The sequence below is a fragment of the Actinomadura sp. NPDC048394 genome (assembly GCF_040651755.1).
GTDB classification, from domain to species: Bacteria; Actinomycetota; Actinomycetes; order Streptosporangiales; family Streptosporangiaceae; genus Spirillospora; species Spirillospora montaniterrae.
Genome location: NZ_JBEZJL010000068.1, coordinates 16,935 through 37,969 on the forward strand (window position 1 = coordinate 16,935; position 21,035 = coordinate 37,969).

Sequence of the window (21,035 nt, forward strand, 5' to 3'; positions counted from 1 at the left end):
CCGGTGCGCGAAACCTGATCGCCGGACTCCGCGTCACGTCCCGGACGGCGGCCAGGGGCGGCGCGGGAGGGCGTCGGCGAGGGTCTCGAAATAGGGCAGGTCCCGCCACTGGTCGTGGTTTCCGATCACGAACAGCCGGCGTTTGGCCCTGCTGACGGCGACGTTCAGCAGGTTGGGGGTCTCCGCGGCCCATTTCCGGGCTCCGCCGCCGCGGCGCGCATGGGTGCCGAGCACCAGGAACACCACGTCCGCCTCCTTCCCCTGCATGGTGTGGACGGTCCCGATGCACTTGTCGAGGAACTCGCTGGTCTGGGCGCGGTAGTCGGCTGCACCGGGCGGTGGGACGTGGGTCCATTCCAGGTCTCGCACGGTCCGGCGGCAGCCGGCGACCACGTTGCGAAACGGGCTCAGCACGCGAATGCGGTCGAGGTCGACGCCGGCCTCGCGGTGGAGTTTCGTCAGCATCCGCGCCAGGGCCCGCCCTTCGGCGGGTACCCAATTGCCTTCGACGTCGTCGCTCGTCACGTCCACCCAGCAACTGGCGGGGTAGGGATCTTGGTCCTCCCCTGGGAACGGCGCCTCATGCGTTCCATACACCATGAGTCCGCCATAGGCGATCCCGTTGCTGACGGAGAACATGGGCTTCTCGCAACGGCGGTGGACCCGCAGCGGCGCCCCGACCCAGACCGGCGCCGGCTCCCCGTCCGGCCGTCGGGTGGGAACGTTCGTCCCCCAGCGGTTGACCCGGTCGGCGAGGGCTTGGGCGGAGCCGCGTGCGGGAAGCCATTCGGGTGCCACCTCGTAGCAGACGCGCAGCAGTTCCTGGACTCCCTCGGGCACCTGGATGACAGGCTCCAGTTGGAGGGGGTCGCCGACCACCACCGCCCGGCGCGCTCGCCACAGCGCTCCGGCGGCCGCCTGCGGGGTCGCCTGGCCCGCTTCGTCGATGAGCACCCAGCCCAGCGTCTCGGACCCGAGCGACTCCAGCAGCCGCCCGCATGAGGCGAACGTGGTGGAGACGACCGGCATGACGAGGAAGAGGGTCTGCCAGGCGGCCAGTTCCGCGTCCGGCGGCGGGGCGCCGGGTTCGCGCTTCAGCGTCCTCGTCAGGTGCAGGAGGTTGCGGCGGATCGTGCCGGCGGCCCCGGCCGTGAACGCGCGGTGCAGGTCGAGGGCGGCGAGGAACACCCGGGTTCTGGCGCGCACCCAGTCCGGGTCCGCCCAGGGCGCCGACTTCTCGCGGTCCTCGTCGCTCCGTTCGGACCACTCGTCCAGGTCACCGGGGAACCAGTCGGGCCATCGCTCCCGCGCGTACGCGACCCAGTCCCGTGCGTCCTCCTCTTCCTCCTTCAGTCTTTGCGCATCCCGGCGGGCGCTTTCGGCGGCCGCCCTGGCCGCCGAGACCCGCGCGGCGGCCTCCTGGGCAGCGTTGTAGGCCCCGCGCCACTCGGCATACCGCTGGGAGTAGTCGCCCCTGAGCCGCTGCTCAACCTCGTCCCACACCTGCCGTGCGCTGCCGAACCGGGCGCGCAGCCCGCCCGGACGTACCTGTACGTGCGCCGCCAGTGCCGCCTCTGCCTGCTGCATCGCCGCCGCGGTCGTACCGGTGAGCATGTCCGCATGCTGGTACTGCCGTTGTTCCCGAAGCCACTGCTGTTCGAGCCGGTCGGCCTCGGCGGCGGTCTCCCGCGATGGGGAGGCGGCAAGGACGGCAAGGGCGTGGAACGCCTCCTGGCGTTCCCACCTCAGTTCGGCTTCGTGTTCCAGTGCCGCCTGGAAGCGGCGGACCGCGTCCTGCCAACCAGTCGGTGTTGGGGCGGTGCCAGGCGGTACGGGCGCGGGGGCGTCGCCGGTGTGGCCCTCGGGGAATCGTTCGCTGGCGGGAGGATCGTGGAGCGCACCGCCCTGCTCCAGGTTCTGCAGCAGCCGCTGCATGCCGGTGGCAGACCTGCCTCCCCACCAGAACCGCTGCGCGAACTCGTTGCGTTTCGCCTGGTTCCCGAGCGGGGCGGCGACCGCTCCCCATGCGGGTGCGCCTCCGAGGAGCGCGGATGCCTGGTCGACGAAGTAGGAGGCTTCCGGCCGCCACTCCTCGCCGATGGCGTCCAGCGATGGCAGTTCGGCGGTGATGTTCTCCACCGCGCCGTTGTTGGAGGACGCCACCACGATCTCGAAGCCGGTCACGGCGGGCACCGGCAGATGGACGGTGTGAGTGCGGCCGTCGGCCGCCCAGGTGCGGGTGCCGCGGAATGCCGCCTGCGGCCGCGGCAGCTTCGCCAGCTCACTCGCGCGCTCGACGACGATCGCTGCGATGAGGTCGCGCAGCAGCGTGGACTTTCCCGTGCCGGGCGGCCCGTTCACCGAGAAGAGGCCGGCGCCGTCCATCAGCTCGGTGACGATCGTGTTCACCGCGAACTGCTGGCTGAGCGCCAGCGGATGCTCCGCGGGCGCGGGCCATCTGCCCGCGGGCGTGGAGAGGGGCTCGGTGCCGACGAGCGCGGTAGTCGGATCGGTGCGCACGTCACATCGATCCCGCAGGTCGATCAGCGCGGGATCGCGCAGGTAAGCGGCCAGCGCAGGCCCGTATCCGGCACTGTCCGAGGCGGCCCTCTCCAGATCCGGAGGGAAGAGGCTGTTGAGGAACGCCGGTTCCGGGTCCGGCAGTGACCCGTCCTTCTTGCGCGCGACAGGTCTGCTCTCTACCCGGATCTTCAGCCGATCGATCCCGACCAGGTCCGGCACCCCGCACACGTGCGCCACGTGCGCGGCGAACGCGACCAGGTCGGGCAGTTGGACGGGACGCGCGTCGCCGGGCGCTTCCTCATCGGATGCGCCATCGGACTCGGCGGGCGGTCCGTCCGCCGGTCGTTCCGGGGCTGGTCCGCCGGCGTGTTCCGCGTCCTCGGACTCAGCCGCCCGCCTTCCGTCCCCGCCGGCGTCGGGAGGATTGAGCCTGCGCAGGAGCGGTTTGACGGCGCCGCCGGCCAGCCCGGCGCCGACCGAGCCGAGCGGCCCGGCGGCGAGGCCGCCGATCAGTGCGAGCACCGCGCCCTCGGCGCTGGATCCGAGGATCTCCCTGACCACTCTGCGCCAGCTGGCCGTGCTCCGGCTTGCTGGGTCCTGCCCCGCCGCGACCGCGCTCCTGCCGGAGGGCGGAAGCGGAAGCGTGTAGGGGATGTGACGGCGGGTGAGAAGGTCCACCGCCTGCTCGCAGTCCATGCCGGCCTTCTCGAATCCGTCCAGCCATCCTGGTGCGTCGGGGCCCGGGTCGAAGATCCGGCCGGTGGCCCAGGCGCACGCGTTGAGGATCACGGTGCCTTCCAGCAGGCAACCGCGTTCGTCCACGGTGAACGCGAACAGCGCCGTGTCGCCGGACTTTCGCCGTCCGCCGTAGTCCTGTTCCTCTGCGCCGTTGCCGAATCGTTCGACGAGCGCATCATGGACGGCGGAGACAGGGAACACGCCTCCGAAGACGGTGTGCCGCCAGGAAGCTCCATACCTGCCAGACTCCGGCTGCTCACCGTGGATCGGGTGCCCAGGCTCCCAGGGCAACGGCGACAGCGGCCTTCCGGGGACGGCCTCGATCTCCTGTACCAGTTCCCGGCCGGCTTTCCGGCGTGCACCGGGACGCGTCACGCGGGGGATGGTCTGCGGGTCGAAGAGTTCGATCGCCCGCCAGTACCGCAGCACATCGGCCATTCGCTTCTGCTCGCGCCGCAAGGCCCTCCCCGCTCTTCTCGCCGGCAACGGTCAAAGATCTTGACATCGAGGGTGCGGAGGCCGGACGCGCTGGCCACATGCGGTCTGGGGCCTCAGATCCGGCCATCGACTCGTTTGCACAAGAGGGCTGTTTCCGTCATAACGCTCGCAGGACACACCCTTTCCTGCAGAATCGAGCGAGCTGTGAGCACGCTGACCGCAGAAAACGCTACCGGAGCGCAGGACGCGCCGCCCCTGCAATTGTGCTAACTCACCTCGAGACCGACTGGTTCGTGCCCCTTGAACCCCCCAGTGAGTCGGTCAACCTACTTGGTAAAGTTCTGGCCGCCGCCCACTCCCCCGGTGAGGACGTCCATGACTCTGATTCGCGCCGAGTTCGCCGCCTTCAGCGAAGCGGAGCGCTGTTTCCAGAAAGCTCTGCGAGATTTCGAAACCGTGCTGGACGGGCTTGAGAAGTCGCTTGCGGGGTCGCTCGCGGAATGGGACGGCGACGCGCGGAACGCCTACACCGCGGCACACGCTCGCTGGGACAAGACGGCCAGGGACCTGCATGCCGAGTTGGACCGGCTGCACCGCGCCATCGGGCGCGCGCATCGGAACTTCCGCAGTTCGAGCAGCACGAACGTACGAATGTGGTCGGCGTGAGCCGCGTCTGGATCGATACGGTTTTCGTGCAGGGGGCCGCCCAGCACGTCGCGGCCGCCCAGAACAGGACCGGCGGCACCTGGCACAACCTCGCCGACGCACTTTCCGCGGTGATGGGCATGGCCGGCAATCCGGGCAAGGACGAGGCGGCCGCGAAGTTCGTCAGCGCCTACGCACCGGCCGCGCAGGCCGCATGGCAGGGCTTCGCCGCCCTGCACCGGTCGGTCGGCGACATGTCCCGGGGCCTCGCACAGACCGCGAAGAACCATGCGAAAGCCGACCAGTATTCGATGATCGGCAGCGGCTCCCCGGTGCTGCCGCGCCAGACGGTCCCTTTCCGGGACCGGCTCCTGGGCTATGCGGTCTCGCCTCCGCTGAACCTGCCCGGACCGCCGTCGGCGGCGGGGCCGGGAGAATCGGCACCGCATTCGCTGCTCGGATCCCTGACCGGCATCGAGATCGACATCTCCGGATACTGGCCGACCGGAGACCCGAACGGGCTCGCCCAGGCATCCCATGCCTGGAAGACGGCCCAGGACGCCCTGACAGACATCCGAAGTCAGCTGTCCGCCGAGGTGAAAGGCATTCTGGGGCACGGCGACGCACCTGACATCGACGCCTTCGAGAACTACTGGAAGAGGATCGACGCCGGCGGCGACCAGGCCACGGTGCTCGAGGGCCTCCCCCGGCTCTGCGGAGGAATCTCCGAAGCCTGCGCCCAGTACTCCACCGCACTGAGAGATGCGCAACTGCAGGTCAACGACGCGGCCGGCAATCCCGTCGCGGCGCTGCTCGAGGTCGCCGCTCTGCGCGCCACGCTCGCCTCCATCGCAGGCAAGCTGGTGCAGGTGGTCGGCGGTATCGCGGTGGGCGCTCTGGCCGAGCACCTCGTCACGTCCGTCACCATCGGCGCCGGGAACGCACCGAACCTGCGGATCCTCGAGGCCGAGGTCGAGAGGGAGGTCAGCGAGACGCTCCATTCGACGCTCCGGGGCGGCGACGGGGACCGGGACATCGATCCGAAGGAGGTCATCGAGAACGCGGACGACCTCTACTATGACGAGAACGGCAACCAGGTCTTCGTCTGGCGCCGGGGAGACCGGCAGAGCCAGGTCACCATCCGCAATCCCTCGAACGGGAACATCCTGACCAACCAGTGGTCCTCGGACGCGTGGATCCAGCGGCAGCTCGACAAGGAGAGATGGTACGGCCTCGATGACTGAGAACTCCTACACCGAAGGATTCACCTGCGCATTCTGTGCCGGCAGCATTCCCGCCTCGTCCCCGGAGCTGCGCAGGGTGACGGTCGCGGTGATGGGGGGATTCCCTTCCCAGGAGCTTTTCGCGCACCGCGCGTGCGTGGTGAACGCCATCTCGCCGAAGATACCGCTGGGTGAGGTTCTCGACGAAGACTGATTCGTCAGAGCGTGCCGTTCTTGTAGGCGTGGTACTGCCCGATCAGGGTGGCGGTGTCGTAGTCGGGCCAGAGGATCAGGGCGCCGGTGTTGCGGTCGATGATGAGGACGCGGTCGGGCACGCTGGGCGGCGAGGTGGCCGGCCGGGCGATGAATCCTTCGTCGAAGGACTCGATGGACAGCAGGACGGGGTGGCCGACCGTCGTTGCGTACCAGGCGTCGGCGCGGCGCCAGGCTTCCGACCGGTCGATCGGATGGGTCCGGATGTCGTAGGCGGTGAGGACGTCGGATATGGCGCGGACCGTCCGGCAGTGCTCCGTGCCGCATGCCAGGCAGACCATCCGGTCGTAGGGATCTCGTCCGAACCGGTGCGCGGTGATGATGGTGCTCAGAGCCGCGGACGTCGCGAGCATCAGCGTGCGCGCCGTCCGAAGGAAAGGCAGGGTGAAAGCGTCGAGGCCGTCGGCGTTGTGCTCGGCGAGCGCGTCGAGGGCGTGCGGGTCGGCGCGCATGGCGGTGGTCATCGTGGACCGGACCCGGGCGACCGTGCGTTCGCGGAGTTCCCGGGCGGTCACGCGGCCTCGCACAGGGACACGGCGTTGGGAGTGAACAACGCGGCGACGGTCCGGGAGCGGTCGTTGCCGAACCATCCCCAGCCGGTGGCGAGCAGCGACACGGTACGCAGGCCTCGACCGGATTCAGCGTCGTCGCCGGCGTCGGCGACGGCGGGTTCGGACGGTGCCCCTTCGTCGGTCACGGCGACGGCGACCGAGCCGCCCCAGCGGGCGATCTCAACGGTGAAGATGCCGCCGGGCCGGCCGGATCCGGTGTGGCGCAGCGCGTTCACGACCAGCTCGTCGACGGTGAGCAGGATGTCGTCGAGCACGGGGCAGCCGGGCAGGAGCAGGGTGGTGAAGCGACGGGCGGCCGCGGCCTGGTCGGGAGTGCCGGGGAACGGCCGCCGCCAGCGCTGCGCGTCGGGGGCCGCGGGGAAGACGGGAATGGCAGGGAACATCGGCTACCTCACTGGAAGTGTGCGTCGTCGCGGGTCTGTCGCGCTCATCGTCACAGCAGGTGGCGGGGCGTGCACGCGGTATCGGGGCCGGACTGGGGATTCGCACGCCCAGCCGGTGAACGTTCGGATTCCGCACGCTCGGGAACGTGATTCACCAGGGAATGCACGTTCGGGATTTCGGGGGTCACCGCGGTACTAATATCGCCTTCAAGTAGTCCTTTTCAGACACGGCGGCCGTGGACGACGGCCAGGATCGAGCCACGATTCCGTGAAGACGACCACCCCGCCGGTCGAACGCCTCACCGGCCGGCCCCCGGCGTGCGGCGCACAAGCTGCTCGCCCGCGCCTGGAGAAGGCTGGGCGGCCGCGCACAGTGGCGGCTCGCCCGGCTCCGGCATGACACGTTCCTGGTGTACGCGGCGGGGATCGTCCGGGACGAGCGGGGGCGGATCCTGCTGCTGAGGCACCGGCTCTGGCCGGAGTACCGCGCCTGGGGCCTGCCGGGCGGATACGTCAACGCGGGCGAGCGGCTGGAGGACGGCGTGGCCCGCGAGATCCGGGAGGAGACCTCCCTGGAAGTCGAGGTGGAGGGGACTCCGCTCCGCGTCGCCAGCGGTTTCCGGCATCGGGTGGAGGCCTACTACGAGGCCCGTGTCACCAGCGGGCGGCTCGTCCTCGACCCGGCGGAGATCCTCGAGGCGCGCTGGTGCGGTCCGGATGACCTGCCCGCCGAGATATCGGCCCGGTTGCGCCCCCTGATCGTCGGCTTCCTCCGGCCGTGACGGCGCCTGCCGCACGGCCAGCCGTGGACGAAGCCGCGAAAGCAAATTCATCACTCCCGTTCCCTCCTGTAGGACGAATATCAGCGACCGATCTCACCTTGACTTCAACAAGGTCGGAGAGGGGCAGCCTCGCTGACGCGCACGTGGCGGGTAGACCGTTGTGAGGCCAGGGGCGGCGAAGGTAATGTGATGCCTTCACCCGGGGAAGATCCGTTCTTCCTGCCCAGGTCCAGGAGCCAATGATGGATGACGAGATTCAGCTGCTCAGTGACGGCGATGGCTTAGCGGTCATCGGGAATCCGAAGGCCGTCGACCGTTTCCTCGTCTCCGAAGGGCTGCCGTCGAAGGATCTCGGGCTGAAACGGCTCGGATCCGCTTTCAATGCCGGGGCCGCCGCCGCACAGGCGGGCTCCGAAATCGCCGCCAACTCGGGTCGCTGGGTGAAGTTGACCGAGAAGTCCGCGCGAGCGATGAAGAAGTACCCCCTGATGAAGGGTTCGGAACCGGGTGCCGGCCGCGCCGTGCTGATGGACAACGCCAGGACCAAGCACATCCTTGAGTTGGTGAGGACGCCTGGATCGTTCCTGACCAACCCGGCGCTCCTGGCCGGTGCCGCGGGACTCATGGCGCAGCTGTCGATGCAGCAGACCATGGACGAGATCACCGACTATCTCGCCTCGATCGACGAGAAGGTCGAGGACGTCCTGCGCGCCCAGAAGGACGCGGTGCTGGCGGACATGATCGGTGTGGATCTCGTGATCGAGGAGGCCATGACCATCCGGGACCAGGTGGGCCGGGTCTCCGAGGTGACGTGGTCGAAGGTGCAGTCCACTTCGTTGGCGGTCGCACGGACCCAGGCGTACGCGTTGCGCCGGCTCGACGCGGTCGCGGAGAAGCTGGAGAACAAGAGCAAGATCGGCGATCTCGCCAAGGCGTCCAGGGACGCCAAGGTCGAGGTCCAGGAGTGGCTCGCCGTCCTGGCACATTGCTTCCGGCTGCAGGACGGGATCGGCGTGCTCGAACTCGACAGGGTGCTCGACGCGTCTCCTGAGGAGCTCGACCAGCACCGGCTCGCGCTTCGAGCCGCCCGGCAGGACCGGCTGGAACGCATCTCGCGGTACACCGAGCGTCTGATGGCCCGCATGGACGCGGCCGCCGGCACGGCCAACGCGAAGGTGCTGCTGCACCCGAGCGCATCCCGAGCCGTAGTGCAGTCGAGCAACGATGTCGCGGTCGCCGTCGTCGACTTCCACGGGCGGCTCGGGATCCAGCGCGGCCGGGAATCGTTGGAGGCGAGGCGATGGGGGGACGCGGCCGCGGAGGTGAGGGACAAGGTGCTCGGGACGGGAGCGGAAGGCATCGGCGCCGCCAAGAACCTCGGTAACGAGACCCTCGACCGGGCCAAGTCCGTCAAAGCCAAGCTCTCCAGCGAGATCGCCGAACGAACGGCCCGCCGACGCGCGGACGGCGAGGAACTCGATGCGAAGGGGTGATCCCCGGCGCACGAATGGACAGGTGCTGCGGATGCGTTCCGCGACGGCCGCGGGCAAGGCTCAGGTCGCCTGGCACCCGTCCAGGTCGATGTCCGGCGCTGCGGCACCAGTGCTCGGCATGCCGTTGGCGCTGCGGCACTGCCACCTCCACGTGATGGCCCACTGCGCCTCACGCAGGTATTCGGCCTGGTGCGTAAGAACCAGCGGACGGGCGCGCAGCTATACCTGATGACGCGGCGAGCCGAGCGAATCGACCATTCGCAGTGTCGACGGCCGAGGCAGGGACAGTGACGCCCTGACGGCCTGGTCGAGGGTGACGACCGTGGCGGATGGCCGAACCGAACTCAGGGCGACCGTTCCGTCAGATCGGTTCGCGCGAGCGCCTCGAGCAGGTCGGCTCGCGTGCGCACACCGACCTTCCGGTAAACACGGGTGAGATGCTGCTCGACGGTGCTCGGCGTGACGTGCAGCCGAACGGCGATCTGCCAGTTGGTCAATCCCTTTGCGGCCAGCTTCGCCACTCTCGACTCTGCGTTGCTGAGTTCATGCGATGCCTGCTGGGGCGTCGGGGGCTCTTCCTGGCGTCGCGGCTCGCGCGGTCGGCCCACAGCCATGGCGCGCAGGCCGGGCAGGTCGACGACGGTGATCCTGCGCCAGCCGGTGCGGATCAGGCCGGCGGCGCGCAGCCCGGCCATGGCCCGCGCGACGGTCTCGCGGGAGGCGTCCATCCAGCTGCCCAGCTCCTGCTGGGACAGCGGCGGCCCGATGACGATCGACCCGTCCGGCGCGGGCGGTGCGTGCTGCGCCGACAGTTCGGCGAGGTCGGCCAGCAGCCGCGCGAGCCGCTCGGTGCCGCGGCTGGCGACGTGCGCGCGCAGCCGCCGGTCGGCGTCGTCGATGCGCTGCACGAAGGTACCGGTGACGAGCCTCCACACGTCGGGGTGCTCGTCCAGGAAGTTGGTGAACCGGTTCGCCGGGACGACCAGTGCACGCACCGGCGACAGCGCGGTGACGGTCGCCGAGCGGGTGCGGCCGCCGAGCACCGCGCTCTCGGCGATCAGGTCGCCGGGCCCGCGCACGGCCAGCACGACGTCGTGACCGTCCTCGGTGGACGAGGTCACCTTCGCCCAGCCCCGCTCGATGATGATCACATGTTCGGACTCGTCGCCCTGGTAGACGAGCGGCGCCTTGTCCGCGTAAGTGCGGGGGCGGGCCACCCTGCGCAGCGCGGCCCGCTCCGGCTCGTCCAGGGAATCCCAGAAGCTGTGCTCCATCAGCCGCCGTAGATCCGCGGCAGTGTGTACAGGATGGGCGGTAGCGCCACGATCACGGAACCGATCGCGGTGAGGATCGCGACGGTACGGCCGGAGGGACTGTCGGCGGTCCGGTGGACGACGTATCCGATGAGAACGAATAGGCCGAGGACAACGATCACGACACCCGCGATCAGCGCCAGGGTTACGAACACCTGGCCGATGGGCGCGTCGGGTTGTGGTTGGGGCATCGAAGGGGCTCCTCGCGAGTCTCTGGCTGGGACTTGGTCGGTGCGGGGCGCGGTGATGCTGGCCCGCCGAGCCGGGTCCGCAGGACCCTCGAGGAGGTGGAGGGTGCAAGCCTCTGCCTCTCCCGCGTCGCGGCGGCGAGTTAGTCAGCACGGTAACCCGGAAGGGAGAGAGAGCACCAGAGGCGAGGGAACGCCGAGAAACGCCGAGTAGGCGGGAATCCGGGCTTGCACCTCCGGACACCGCCTACCAGCGGGCACACAAAGTCCCAGCCAGAGACATGGATGCCTACGCCCGATTGAAGACGGCTCGCCCCCCTAGCAGTGCCGTCAGGTGCCACATTTAGGGGGGCCCAAATCTGGCCGCAGCTCTGCTGAGCGCCGCCGGAGCCCGCATCGGGCGCGCGTCGGCGCTTCGCTCGCGCTTGGACGAGAGGCGAACGCCAGGGCGCCGAGTGCGTCGACGACACGCCGGCCACGGACCGGGGAGTCGGATCGGATGAGGCGTGCGGCGGTGCATGTGCCGCCGTCAGCGAGGAGGCCGCCGTTACACCAGCGGATCACGTTCGCCATGCCCGATCGCCTCCCGAGGCCGCAGTGGTTCCGATGGTAACCCCGACGAGCTGGACGGCGCTTTGCTCAGATCGTCGCTGGCGCTGACGCGCAACCATCCGGCCACGGGACGAGTAGCCAGAGAGGCCACCGGAAGGTGGCGCAGGGGCGCCGACACCCGATCGTCGCTGCGAAACCGTGCGGCCCCACCGGGACCCATCGGTGAACCAGGACGGCATCGCGCGACCCGTAGTGGAGGCGGCCGTCCCGGCACCTCGGAACTGGCCTAGAAGCGTGTAAGCCGCAGCACGGGACGCGCAAACGGGCACCGATCGTCGGTGTCTCGCTCTGCCGCACCAGTTCTTTAGCCGATTGACTACATCGCGACGGCGGAAGACGAAGGCACGCGCGCCCGAACCACTTCGAACAACGCGAGCTCGTTCGATACGAAAGTGTGGCCTTGTTCGGCCTCCGACACGGTCCAGTTCAGCGGCGAACCAGCATCCGGTCGTGTACATAGAGTAGTTAAGCTGTCACGATCCTGCCCCGGAGGTCGCCATGGTCAGCCCCTTCGTCCGACGTCGGCGTCTCGCGGCCGAACTCCGCGCCCTCCGCGAGGAGCGCGAGATGACGGCGGACGAGCTCGCCAAGCGCATCCACTACTCCCGTATGAAGGTCAGCCGCCTGGAGAACGCCCACGGCCGCCCCGACGTCGCGGACGTCATCACCATCCTCGACGCTCTCGAAGTGCCTGAACGCCAGTGGACGGAAATCGTCCGTCTCGCCCACGATGCCTCAGCCAAGGGATGGTGGGACGCCTACGGCAACGCGATGGGTGCTCGCCACCGGCTCTACGCAGACATCGAGTCCGGCGCCGACACGATCCACGAGTACAACCTGAGCGCCATCCCGGGCATCCTCCAGACACCGGAACTCACGCTCAGCCTCATCGAGAACTCGAAGAGAGAGGGACGACTCGACTACCAGCCTGAGAAGATGGCAAAAGCCCGGCTCCAGCGGCAGGAGATGATCCTTCGTCCTGGCGGGCCAACGTACGAGTTCATCCTCGATGAAGGACTCATCCGTCGCCGTACGGTCCCTCGCGAGGTCATGGCGCAACAGTTGCTCCACATCGTCAAGATCATCGCAGACGAGCCCCGGTTCACTCTCCGCGTGCTCCCACTCCACGCCGACATGGAGGGGGCTTTGCTCCCCAAGGCCACGTTCGCGCTCTACACCTTCCCAGACCCAGCAGACCCACCTATGGCTGTTGTGGACACGATCACAACGGACCTCATTCACACTGAGCGGCGCGAGGTAAAGCGGTATACACAGAGGTACGAAGACCTCACGCGAGGAGCGCTTGCGCCGGACGACAGCCTTGCGCTACTGGCCGAGGCCGCTGACGAGTTGACCGACAAGGTGGTACGCCGCGAATGAGCAAGCAGTACGCACAGTGGCGCAAGTCCCGGCACAGCGAGCCGAACGGGTCGTGCGTGGAGGTGGGACGGGCGGCGGACGGAACGATCGGCGTCCGCGACACCAAGGCCCACGGCACTGGCCCGGTCCTCGGGTTCTCTCGCACCGAGTGGGCAGCGTTCCTCGACTCGATCAAGGCCAGTCGCTAGGACGTTCCTGACCGGCGGGGTCCTCAGGTCTGCACGGACTCTTCAGGCGCAGCACGCTACGGATGTGTTGGTGCTCGTAGCGTGCTGCGCCTCCGTTCGTTATGCAGCCGTTCATTACCGACGTGCAAGCCGACGGAGGCGAATCGCGGAGGCATCGAACGCCCAGCACAGACGCCGTTCCACGTTCGACGGCACAGCCCGCAATCCAACAACGTCAATCGAGTACGTTGACTTGCGGCGAGTCATCCTTAAGAGCTGTTGGATAACGACGACTCGCCGCTACTCACCGAGGTAGCCGTCTCCAACTGGCTACGTTTGCAGAGCCGCACTGCATGCGCGCGGAAGGACGGTCAGTCCTTCTTCTTGCGGCCGCCGCGCTTGGGCTTCTCGGGGCGCCAGTTCTTGAGGTCGTCGTCTGAGATCCCGTACTCGCGCTGCTTGCTCTCCAGGTACATGGTGTACGCGTCGGCCGGGCTCTGTCCGAATGCCGGATCGACCTCGCCGTGCCACTGCCGGACCCACGGCAGCACCTCGGCAAGCCCCGCGAGCAACGGCGTCAGTCGAGCAGCGTCCCACCCGTCCTGGGTGGCCCGCTCCTCGATCAACATCATGAGCGCCTGGGCCTGCTCCCGGTGGTCCCAGCCGGCCCACCCAAGCAACAGCGAAGAATCCCCATCCGGCCCACTCCCCGGATACGAGATGAACCGCTCCTTGGGCACGTCCAGCTTCCCGCGATTCCGCCAGTACGACGTCTTCATGAAGTCAGCAGACGTGTACTTGGGAGGTACCGGGATGTCGAGCCGCTTGCCCGTCCGGTCCTCCTCGCGCTGCTGTTCCCACACGTCTTCCCACTGCGCCCGCTTCCGCAGCCCAGACGGGCCCTTGTACCGAAGCGCCGCCAAGTGCGGGACATGCTCGTCCTGCGTAATCTCCGTGATCACCTTGACCAGGTCCACATCATCACCCGCGTACAGCCGGGCGACAGACACGAAGTCTTCTCCCCGCCGGAGCTGGTCAGCAAGCTGGCTGACCGTCATCACGCGCGGCTGCTCGGTGCCGTACTCATCGTCCGCGAACCAGAGCGAACGCTCCTCACACCGATCCAGCAGCCAACTACGCAGCGCATCCCTCGCCTGCTTCTCCCAGGGCTCCGTCGCCCACCGCCGCTTGCACTCTGGCCGCTCAATCAGTGCGAGGTCACGTCGACTCTCGATGATCTCGATGCGTCTACCGACGATCTGCCTGTACTCCTCTGGCCAATGCTCAGGAATCTCCGTTGTGGGAGTTGATCCATGTCGGCCAAACCATGCGAATTCAGCTTCTCCGCGCTCTAGCCTGCGTGCAAGCACAATCTCGAAGGCCCGCTGTCCAAGATCAACCTCAGGAATTGATTTACGAGGCATGATGAGATCTTCTTCAATCAGGCCATACAGGTGATACGCCTCCCAGTCGAGCTCCTCTTGCTCAGCAATCAAGCGGCGCCGGATACTCTCCCATAGAGCCTTAGCCTCACAGAGGGTTCCAGCAACCGGTACTCCTCGTCGCGCAATAGCCTCTGGACTGTGACTCTCGAGTTCATTGGCTAGATAATCTAGCCTTTTGGCCCGCGCAAGCGGCCGGCGTTCAGGAAGCGGCAGTTCTTGGACCTTCGTCCCAGTAAATTCGTAAAAGCGCTCCCATTCTTGAGACTTGAATCCCTCATTAATTCCTTGCGAGCCTTTGTCATGACTTACTTGCTTAAGCCAGAAGCAGGCCGTGGAGCTATTAAGCAGGCCTAGAATTTCAAGATGATCATCCTCGGTTGCATGCTTTGGCAGCTTAATGATCGGCGCACTCTGCTTAAAGACTTTGCCAGTCCTATCGAGGGCAAAATGATTGTGAGTAGCAACAAAAGCTAGCGCGATGGTCCATGCATGGGCATTAGAATCCTTGGGAAGCTGATGCCACTCATACCAAGGGCGTCCACGAGTAAAGTACGTTCCACCGTCAAACGTAGCCCGATTTCCGAGATTAGTCCGAAAAGGCCACATGCGCTTCATCATCGAAGAGAAAGCGCTCGGATCCATCAGCTCGTGTGATCCACTATAGGGAAAGAAGACCATTACCTCCGATCTAATTCCCCAGTCGCGGACATTGTCGCCTACCCCGAGAGCTGCCTGTACAGGCGTCTCCGCCTTCGCCCTTCCGAAGGATCGGGCCGGTGCGATCATTACCTCATCCGCACCCGGTATACCAAAAACACCGATTCGGCTGCAGATGTTCTTCAGCTTGGCTTTGCCTTCCTCAATAAGTTCCTGAAGATCGTCCGCGCCGCCGCCACTTAGGTTCCACGGATGGGAAGAAAATCTGTCTCGCCGTACTTTAAGTCCAGCAGCCCATTCCCCTTGGCCCGTTGGGTTAGCCGTTTCGGCAACAATAGCGCGCCAAACCCTACCCTTAGCCGGGTCAGCCGGAATCTCCGGCTCGCCGCGAATACCCATTACCGCATGAATCAGGGTTTCTTGCTTTGGCCATCGACGCTTCCCGATAAGAATTACCGTAGGAGTTCCATGCCCCGGAACATAGGCTCCAGATGTATCGATTATATTTGCAATTTCGATGGTGGGAAGATATTCTTCAATGAGCTTCTTGCCAAACTCTCGCTTCATAAACGAGTTGGCTGTAATCTGACCAACAAAGCCTGCCCGCAGATCCGCACTTTCGGCACGGCGGGCCAACTGAAAGAACCGTTCAATAAACGGAACAGAGAGAGCATATTTTCCAGAACAGGACTTGTACGCCGAACGATAATTGCCGTTCTCCTGCTTGTCCTTCACCGTGATATATGGAGGATTGCCCACCACGACGTGATAACTTCCCGCTCCCAAAAGGTCGAGCGCAATCGAGTGAGCGTCGTCCTCCGCGCTAATGAAGTCGTAGATGTCTTCTGTGGCGTAAGTGTGTGGTTCGGCCGCGGAGAGGAGGTCTTCCTGAATTCCCGGAGCGCCTCGGCCATGGAGGAGGGAGTCGCCGGTGGCGATGATGATGGGGAATTCCGGGACGCGAGGCAGTGTGGTAACTCCCCCGGCCTTCATCACGGCGGCGAGCATGCGGAAGCGGGCGATGTTCGTTGCGAAGGGGTTCTTGTCGACGCCGTGTACCGAGAGGAGCGTCCGGCGGATGAGTTCCCAGATGTCCGTGGCGGGTTCCGCACCCCGCCACTTGTTGAGGATGCGGTGGAAGGCGCCGAGGAGGAAGTGGCCGGAGCCGCAGGTGGGGTCGATCAGGCGCAGGCCGTCCAGGCCGAATTCGTCAACGGCCGGCTCGAGGGTGTAGTCGAGGATGAACTCCTCGACGAAGTCCGGGGTCTGGAGCAGCGCGTACGTCTTCTTCGCGTGCTCGGAGAGGTCCTGGTAGAGGTCGCCGAGGAAGCGGGTGTCCCAGTCGGGGTCGGTGAAGTCGTGGACGATCTCGCCGTCCTCGTCGCGGCGGCGCCAGAAAGCGAGCAGCGCCTTAGCGGCGGGGTGCGGGATCTCGATCTGCCACATGGGGTTGTGGGCTCGATCGAAGAGTCCTGCGGCGACGGAGGAGCGCGACATCTCATTGAAGCCCGCGAGGATCCAGTCGCGGTCGGTGTCGTGCGGGTTCTGGCGGATGTAGTCCGCCTGGCGTTCCTGGGCGAGGTCGAGCTTGTCACCGGGGCCGGCGAGGAAGGGCATCTCGATCAGGCCGTTGTCCTCGCAGAACCGCAGGAACACCGTCCCAAGGACCCAGGCGACGGCGGCCTGGGTCACGCGGTCGTCCAGCCACGTCTCGTAGGTGGCGGCGATGCGGCTCGCCTCGCGGGCCTTCTGCCACTCGCCGTGCAGGCGGGCGTGGGTGTCCGCGTCGTCGGCCGCGCGCTCTCGCAGGTCCCCTTCAAGGGTTCCGACCTGCTTCTTGAGGTCGGCGAGCAGCGCCTTGCGGTCGATCATGAGGCTCTCCCGGCGGAGGATTCGTCCGGCTGCCCGAACAGGCGGGGCAGCACGAAGTGTTCGTTGTCGGTGTTCGTCGGGACGACCGCATCATCAAGCAGCGGCAGGTTCTTCGGGTCCGCCATCGGGCACAGCAGCCACAGCCCGTTCGGCGTCTCGTGCGGGTCGCGTGCCGCTTCGGCGAGGCGGGACAGCAGTTCGGGGCCGCCCTTGTAGCGGGCGAGGGGTGTCGCGTCGTGCAGCAGCGCCACGTTCGCGGTGGCGCGGACGGCCTTCTCCACGTCGGCGAACGCCTGCTCGATGAGCTGGTGGAAGACGGGCGGCGCGTCCGCCGGGTCGGCCTCCAGCATCGTGTCCCAGGTCGGAAGCTCGCGGGCGGCGACGACCTCGCGGAGGGCACGGGTGAATTCCGTCGTCACGTTGATGGGGGTGACGTCCGGGAACGCGGTGAGGGCGCCGAGCATCGCGTCCGCGTTGCGGATGCGGGTCTTGAGGGCGAGGAAGCCGCCGTCGGTGACGCTGCCGAGGAGCCGCTGGGTGATCTGGTCGGTGGAAATGCGCCCGGTGGCGGTGGCCGTCCCGGGACTGTGGCCGCCGCTGTAGGAGCGGGCGGCGATGTCGAACCGGGGGTCGACGAGGCGCTTGCCGTCCTTGCTCCACTCGACTTCATACCCGGCCTTGCGGAGCGCCTTGTAGAGGGCGGCCGGGGTGTCCGGCAGGCGGGTCATGCTGGGGAAGCGGGCGAGGACGCGGCGGCGCAGGTCGGCGGCGGTGATGCCGGTGCCGCCGAGGTATCCGGCGATCTGTGCGAGTTCGAGCGCGCGGACTGGGTCGAGGTCCGTCGGGTACAGCTCCAGGCGGGCGGTGACCGCCGCGTTCGCGGACGCGGCGGCAGCCAGGGCGACGAGCGCCGTGTCGGGCAGCAGCGGCATCCCGGACGGGACGATGACCTCGCGCAGCGTCCCCTGCACGGTAACGGCGCTGGGCAGCGGGTTGAGGCCGGCGAGGGTGTCGGCGCGCTGCCCCAGCTCTTCCGCATAGTCGAAGAGGTCGGGGGCGTCCGGAAGGTCAGCGTCCTCGGGGGCGCGCAGCGCGATGAGGACCTTCTTGCCGCCGGGGCCGGTGCGGCGCTTGGCGAGGCGCGGCTCGTCCAGGCGTTCCTCGGTCTCGATGGCGACGCGCAGGGCGGCGCCGGCGACGGCGCGCCGGGCGGCGGGGTCCGCGAGGCCGCTCCCCCGCCGGGTCAGCAGCTCGGAGGCGAGCTGGTCGGATTCGAGGACGCGTCCCTTCTCGGTGAGGATCGCGACGACGTCCTCACGGAGCGGCTTGATGGCACTGTCGGACGTCCAGCGGCGGCGGGCGGCGGCGAGCGCCTGCGACACGTCCGTGGGCTTGATGCGCTTGTGGTCGGCGATGTCCCGCTGCGACGCCCACGGCTCCAGCGGCGCCTTCGCTCCGTCCGGGCCGGGCAGCGCGAGGGCGAGCGCGACGATCTCGGCGTCCTGCCCTTCCTCCTTGGGGACGAGGCGCCCGGCGATCTCGTCGAGGCTGAGGCGCTTCAGCCGCTCCTTGAGGTCGGCGCCGGCGACGGAGACGTCTTCCCCCGCCTTGCGCTGGTCGTTCGCGACGGCGGCAACCGACTCCTTCGAGCCGAGGCGGTGCCGCCAGTCGCGGCCGAGGCGCAGCAGCTCGTTGCGGGGGCCGGAGCCGATCCCCGCGTTGCGCAGCCGGTGGACGCGGGCGGCCGGGACCGCCATCAGCTCCCCGACCGTCGACACCCCGAGCCCGTCGATCGCGGCGGACAGCGCGCGCGGTGACAGTCCGGCTTCGACGAGCAGCGTGTCCGCGGTGGCGGCCTTCGCCAGGGCCTCGCGGGCCTCGATGACGTCCTCGGTGTCCTCATCGGTGCTGCTCGGCGTGGACGGAGGCGCCGTCTGGTCGAGGGCGAGGAACATGCCGCGCCAGGCGTCCCGCATCTGCTTCAGCGACGCGAACCGCTTCCCGGCGTCGCGGTGCAGGGCCCGCTGGAAGAACGCGGCGAGCGCGTCGCGAAGGCCCGCGTCGAACCGGTCCTCGGCGATCTGCGGGACGGTCTCGGCCTTGTCGATGAACTCCGGCTCGGCCATGCCGTCGCCCCAGGACGGGCGTTCCGCGGAAGCCATCTCGTGCAGCGTCACGGCGATGGAGTAGCGCTCGGCGTGGTCGTCGTAGCGGGGACGGCGGTCGGTGCCGACGAACGGGTCCTTGTAGTCGGGGGTGCCGGCCTTGACGGCGGTGTCCGGGGTGTCCGCCATGGAGAAGTCGAGCATCACCAGGCGGCTCATGTTGTTCGCCAGGCGGCGGATCGCGAGGTTCTCCGGCTTGATGTCGCGGTGCCGGACGCCCTCCTCCTCCAGGTAGTCGACCGCGTCGAACAGCTCGTCGCCGAACTTCTCCAGCTCGTCCGGGGACAGCCGCCCCTGCCGCTTGATGTGCTCGGCGAGCGTGACCTGCCCGGCCTCCTCCAGCACGACGACCGTGCGGTCCGCGACCTCGAACGGGCCCTCGATCAACCCGACGATGCGGGTGCTGCGCAGCCGCGCGAGCAGCGCCGCCTCCGCGTGCAGGCGGTCGGACGCGGCCTCGGTCAGCGCCACCTTCAGCACGCCGGTCTGCTTGCCCTCGGGCGTCTGCCGCTCGGCGAGGAAGGTGCGGGACGTGGAGCCCTGGCCGAGATTGCGCAGCACCGTCCAGCCGTTGACGACCGTGCCGCGGACGGCGTCGAGCGGGTCCGCGTCGGGTTCGGCGTCCGGCGCGGTCAGCTCCTCCTCGACCAGGTCGAGGTACTCCAGGAAGTCCTTCACCGACTCGAACCGGTCGAACACGTCGAGCGCCGTGGCGCCCTGGATCACCTCGTCCATCTGCGGGGTGATGGACTCGTCGATCGCGGACGGGGTGAGCCGGTGCTCCTCGGTCAGCCGGCGGGCGAGCGCGCCGCGGCTGTCGGCGGGCGCGGCGCCCGTCATGATCAGGTAGCCGAGCGCGCCGAGGCCGAACACGTCCAGCGGCACGCTCTCGGCGTCGGCCCGGCCGAACTCTGGCGCCAGATACGCCTCCGCGGACCGCTCGATGTGCCCGGCGGCCGTCGCGACGGCTCCGGCGAGCGTAGAGGTGCGTCCGGGGTGCACGCCATTCGACCCGCCACCGGGACGGGCCGCGGCCTGCCAGTCGATGATCTTCAGGGTGGGGTCGTAGCCGGCGCCGTGGAAGGCGACGTAGACGCTGCGGGCGGCGAGCGCCCGGTGGTACAGGTGGCGGCGGTGCGCGTGGGCGACGGCCTCGGCGAGCTGCCGGATCATCCCGAGGCGGGTCTCGACGTCCAGGCCGTCGCCGTACTGGGCCATGTAGTGGTCGAGGCGCAGCCACTCGGGCCGGTGCGGGAACACGATCGCGGGACCCGCGTCATGGTCGTCGCTGAACTGCTCCGCCTTGACGATCCCCGGATGGTCGATTCCTTGAAGAACCAGGTACTCGCGGCGCGCGGCCCGGCGCGTCGACTCCTGCGCCTCGCGAGACGCGCCTAGCTCCGACAGGTACAGCCTTACTCGCCGATGATCGCCTTCGAGGGCCGTGTTCTCGGCAAGGTAGTCCTCCCAGGTGGGGCCCGCGTCCATCGCCTTGGGCTCCAGGCGCCACGTCCCGACCGTCCGGTGCTTGCGGTAGCCCTGGATGCCGATGGCGTCCATCAGCTCCGGCATCTTGCGGGAGAATGTGATCTCGGTGCGGGACGGCGCGACGGGACGGCGCCTGCCGAGCAGGGCGTCCCAGACGGGAGGCAGCCCGTTGTCCGCGGCGCGGGCGTAGACGCCGGTGCTCTGCACATCGTCCAACTCCGACCTCAACGCCGGGTCGGACAGGAACACCGCCGCCTGGATGAACGGGACCTTCAGCCCCTTGGTGTTCGTCTTCCGCAGCGCCCACTGGAGCTGCTCCTTGAGCTCCTTTGCCTTGCGGTCGGCCAGGTGCAGCGGGTTCTCGATCGTGCTGACCCGCCCCTGGTTGTGGAACATCCAGGTGCTGCCGGAGTTGACCAGCCGGCCCTGATGGCTCTTGATCTCGACCAGGAACAGCCCGGAAGGCGTCACCATCAGCAGGTCGACCTCGCGGACATGGCCCGACTTCGCGGTGAAGGTGAAGGTCGTCCACGCGCGGTAAGGGTCGGTCGTGGGCATCCGCTGCCGGACGAAGTCGAGGGCGTCCTGCTCCCAGGGGAACTCGGACCGCGCCCCCCACCAGCGGTTACCGCCCGTCGCCATCAGCCTGCCATCCCCCAGTCCACTCGTGCCTGGACA

14 protein-coding genes are annotated in these 21,035 nt (G+C 67.9%); 7 read left to right on the plus strand and 7 right to left on the minus strand.

Annotation, left to right across the window (positions count from 1 at the left end; genetic code table 11):
* Positions 1 to 33: 33 nt before the first annotated feature.
* Positions 34 to 3,699: an ATP-binding protein gene (locus AB0C78_RS37400; RefSeq protein ID WP_360757580.1), complete on the minus strand. Its 3,666-nt coding sequence runs from the start codon at positions 3,697 to 3,699 to the stop codon at positions 34 to 36.
* Between the two features lie 375 nt (positions 3,700 to 4,074).
* On the opposite strand from AB0C78_RS37400, the gene AB0C78_RS37405 reads away from it, so the two are divergent.
* From AB0C78_RS37405 to AB0C78_RS37415, 3 genes are read left to right on the plus strand one after another with little or no spacing between them, the layout of a single operon-like run.
* Positions 4,075 to 4,365 (plus strand): WXG100 family type VII secretion target, encoded by a 291-nt coding sequence (locus tag AB0C78_RS37405; protein ID WP_360757583.1) that lies wholly within the window; start codon positions 4,075 to 4,077, stop codon positions 4,363 to 4,365.
* Positions 4,362 to 5,588 carry a hypothetical protein gene (locus tag AB0C78_RS37410; protein ID WP_360757585.1) on the plus strand — a complete coding sequence of 409 codons (1,227 nt, stop codon included), beginning with the start codon at positions 4,362 to 4,364 and terminating at the stop codon, positions 5,586 to 5,588. Before AB0C78_RS37405 ends, AB0C78_RS37410 begins: the two co-directional genes overlap by 4 nt.
* Positions 5,581 to 5,781, plus strand: coding sequence for a hypothetical protein (locus tag AB0C78_RS37415; RefSeq protein WP_360757588.1), 201 nt, complete (start codon positions 5,581 to 5,583; stop codon positions 5,779 to 5,781). The genes AB0C78_RS37410 and AB0C78_RS37415 overlap by 8 nt, the downstream gene beginning before the upstream one ends.
* Positions 5,782 to 5,785: 4 nt before the next feature.
* On the opposite strand, the gene AB0C78_RS37420 is transcribed toward AB0C78_RS37415, so the two are convergent.
* Both AB0C78_RS37420 and AB0C78_RS37425 read right to left on the minus strand, forming a co-directional pair.
* On the minus strand, positions 5,786 to 6,355 hold the full coding sequence (locus AB0C78_RS37420) for a hypothetical protein (protein ID WP_360757591.1): 570 nt from the start codon (positions 6,353 to 6,355) through the stop codon (positions 5,786 to 5,788).
* Positions 6,352 to 6,795 (minus strand): ATP-binding protein, encoded by a 444-nt coding sequence (locus tag AB0C78_RS37425; RefSeq protein ID WP_360757594.1) that lies wholly within the window; start codon positions 6,793 to 6,795, stop codon positions 6,352 to 6,354. Before AB0C78_RS37425 ends, AB0C78_RS37420 begins: the two co-directional genes overlap by 4 nt.
* Positions 6,796 to 7,205: 410 nt before the next feature.
* Here AB0C78_RS37425 and AB0C78_RS37430 point away from each other — a divergent pair, with 410 nt between their 5' ends.
* Positions 7,206 to 7,577: an NUDIX domain-containing protein gene (locus AB0C78_RS37430; RefSeq protein WP_360757598.1), complete on the plus strand. Its 372-nt coding sequence runs from the start codon at positions 7,206 to 7,208 to the stop codon at positions 7,575 to 7,577.
* A 242-nt stretch (positions 7,578 to 7,819) separates the two neighbouring features.
* Entirely contained in the window at positions 7,820 to 9,070 is a 1,251-nt protein-coding gene (locus AB0C78_RS37435) for a hypothetical protein (RefSeq protein WP_360757601.1), read from the plus strand.
* A gap of 344 nt (positions 9,071 to 9,414) precedes the next feature.
* Here AB0C78_RS37435 and AB0C78_RS37440 read toward each other — a convergent pair whose 3' ends face one another.
* Together AB0C78_RS37440 and AB0C78_RS37445 are read right to left on the minus strand one after the other, a co-directional pair.
* A complete protein-coding gene (locus AB0C78_RS37440; RefSeq protein WP_360757603.1) occupies positions 9,415 to 10,344 on the minus strand; it encodes a cyclic nucleotide-binding domain-containing protein in 930 nt (309 codons plus the stop codon).
* A complete protein-coding gene (locus tag AB0C78_RS37445; protein WP_360757606.1) occupies positions 10,344 to 10,574 on the minus strand; it encodes a hypothetical protein in 231 nt (76 codons plus the stop codon). Before AB0C78_RS37445 ends, AB0C78_RS37440 begins: the two co-directional genes overlap by 1 nt.
* A 1,107-nt stretch (positions 10,575 to 11,681) precedes the next feature.
* Between AB0C78_RS37445 and AB0C78_RS37450 the strand changes: the two genes are divergently transcribed.
* Complete coding sequence (locus AB0C78_RS37450; RefSeq protein ID WP_360757608.1) at positions 11,682 to 12,563, plus strand: helix-turn-helix transcriptional regulator; 882 nt, start codon at positions 11,682 to 11,684, stop codon at positions 12,561 to 12,563.
* A complete protein-coding gene (locus tag AB0C78_RS37455) occupies positions 12,560 to 12,751 on the plus strand; it encodes a DUF397 domain-containing protein (RefSeq protein WP_360757610.1) in 192 nt (63 codons plus the stop codon). The genes AB0C78_RS37450 and AB0C78_RS37455 overlap by 4 nt, the downstream gene beginning before the upstream one ends.
* Positions 12,752 to 13,101: 350 nt before the next feature.
* Here AB0C78_RS37455 and pglX read toward each other — a convergent pair whose 3' ends face one another.
* Together pglX and pglW are read right to left on the minus strand one after the other, a co-directional pair.
* Positions 13,102 to 16,704, minus strand: coding sequence for a BREX-2 system adenine-specific DNA-methyltransferase PglX (pglX, locus tag AB0C78_RS37460; protein ID WP_360757613.1), 3,603 nt, complete (start codon positions 16,702 to 16,704; stop codon positions 13,102 to 13,104).
* Positions 16,701 to 20,999 carry a BREX system serine/threonine kinase PglW gene (pglW, locus tag AB0C78_RS37465; protein ID WP_360757616.1) on the minus strand — a complete coding sequence of 1,433 codons (4,299 nt, stop codon included), beginning with the start codon at positions 20,997 to 20,999 and terminating at the stop codon, positions 16,701 to 16,703. The genes pglX and pglW overlap by 4 nt, the downstream gene beginning before the upstream one ends.
* Between the last annotated feature and the right edge of the window lie 36 nt (positions 21,000 to 21,035).

What these genes read in the sequence shown, in the direction of transcription:
- AB0C78_RS37445 (WP_360757606.1), bottom strand. Translation starts at nt 10,574, where the DNA reads ATGCCCCAACCACAACCCGACGCGCCCATCGGCCAGGTGTTCGTAACC.
- AB0C78_RS37440 (WP_360757603.1), bottom strand. Translation starts at nt 10,344, where the DNA reads ATGGAGCACAGCTTCTGGGATTCCCTGGACGAGCCGGAGCGGGCCGCG.
- pglX (WP_360757613.1), bottom strand. Translation starts at nt 16,704, where the DNA reads ATGATCGACCGCAAGGCGCTGCTCGCCGACCTCAAGAAGCAGGTCGGA.
- AB0C78_RS37425 (WP_360757594.1), bottom strand. Translation starts at nt 6,795, where the DNA reads ATGTTCCCTGCCATTCCCGTCTTCCCCGCGGCCCCCGACGCGCAGCGC.
- AB0C78_RS37400 (WP_360757580.1), bottom strand. Translation starts at nt 3,699, where the DNA reads ATGGCCGATGTGCTGCGGTACTGGCGGGCGATCGAACTCTTCGACCCG.
- AB0C78_RS37415 (WP_360757588.1), top strand. Translation starts at nt 5,581, where the DNA reads ATGACTGAGAACTCCTACACCGAAGGATTCACCTGCGCATTCTGTGCC.
- AB0C78_RS37405 (WP_360757583.1), top strand. Translation starts at nt 4,075, where the DNA reads ATGACTCTGATTCGCGCCGAGTTCGCCGCCTTCAGCGAAGCGGAGCGC.
- AB0C78_RS37455 (WP_360757610.1), top strand. Translation starts at nt 12,560, where the DNA reads ATGAGCAAGCAGTACGCACAGTGGCGCAAGTCCCGGCACAGCGAGCCG.
- AB0C78_RS37450 (WP_360757608.1), top strand. Translation starts at nt 11,682, where the DNA reads ATGGTCAGCCCCTTCGTCCGACGTCGGCGTCTCGCGGCCGAACTCCGC.
- pglW (WP_360757616.1), bottom strand. Translation starts at nt 20,999, where the DNA reads ATGGCGACGGGCGGTAACCGCTGGTGGGGGGCGCGGTCCGAGTTCCCC.
- AB0C78_RS37435 (WP_360757601.1), top strand. Translation starts at nt 7,820, where the DNA reads ATGGATGACGAGATTCAGCTGCTCAGTGACGGCGATGGCTTAGCGGTC.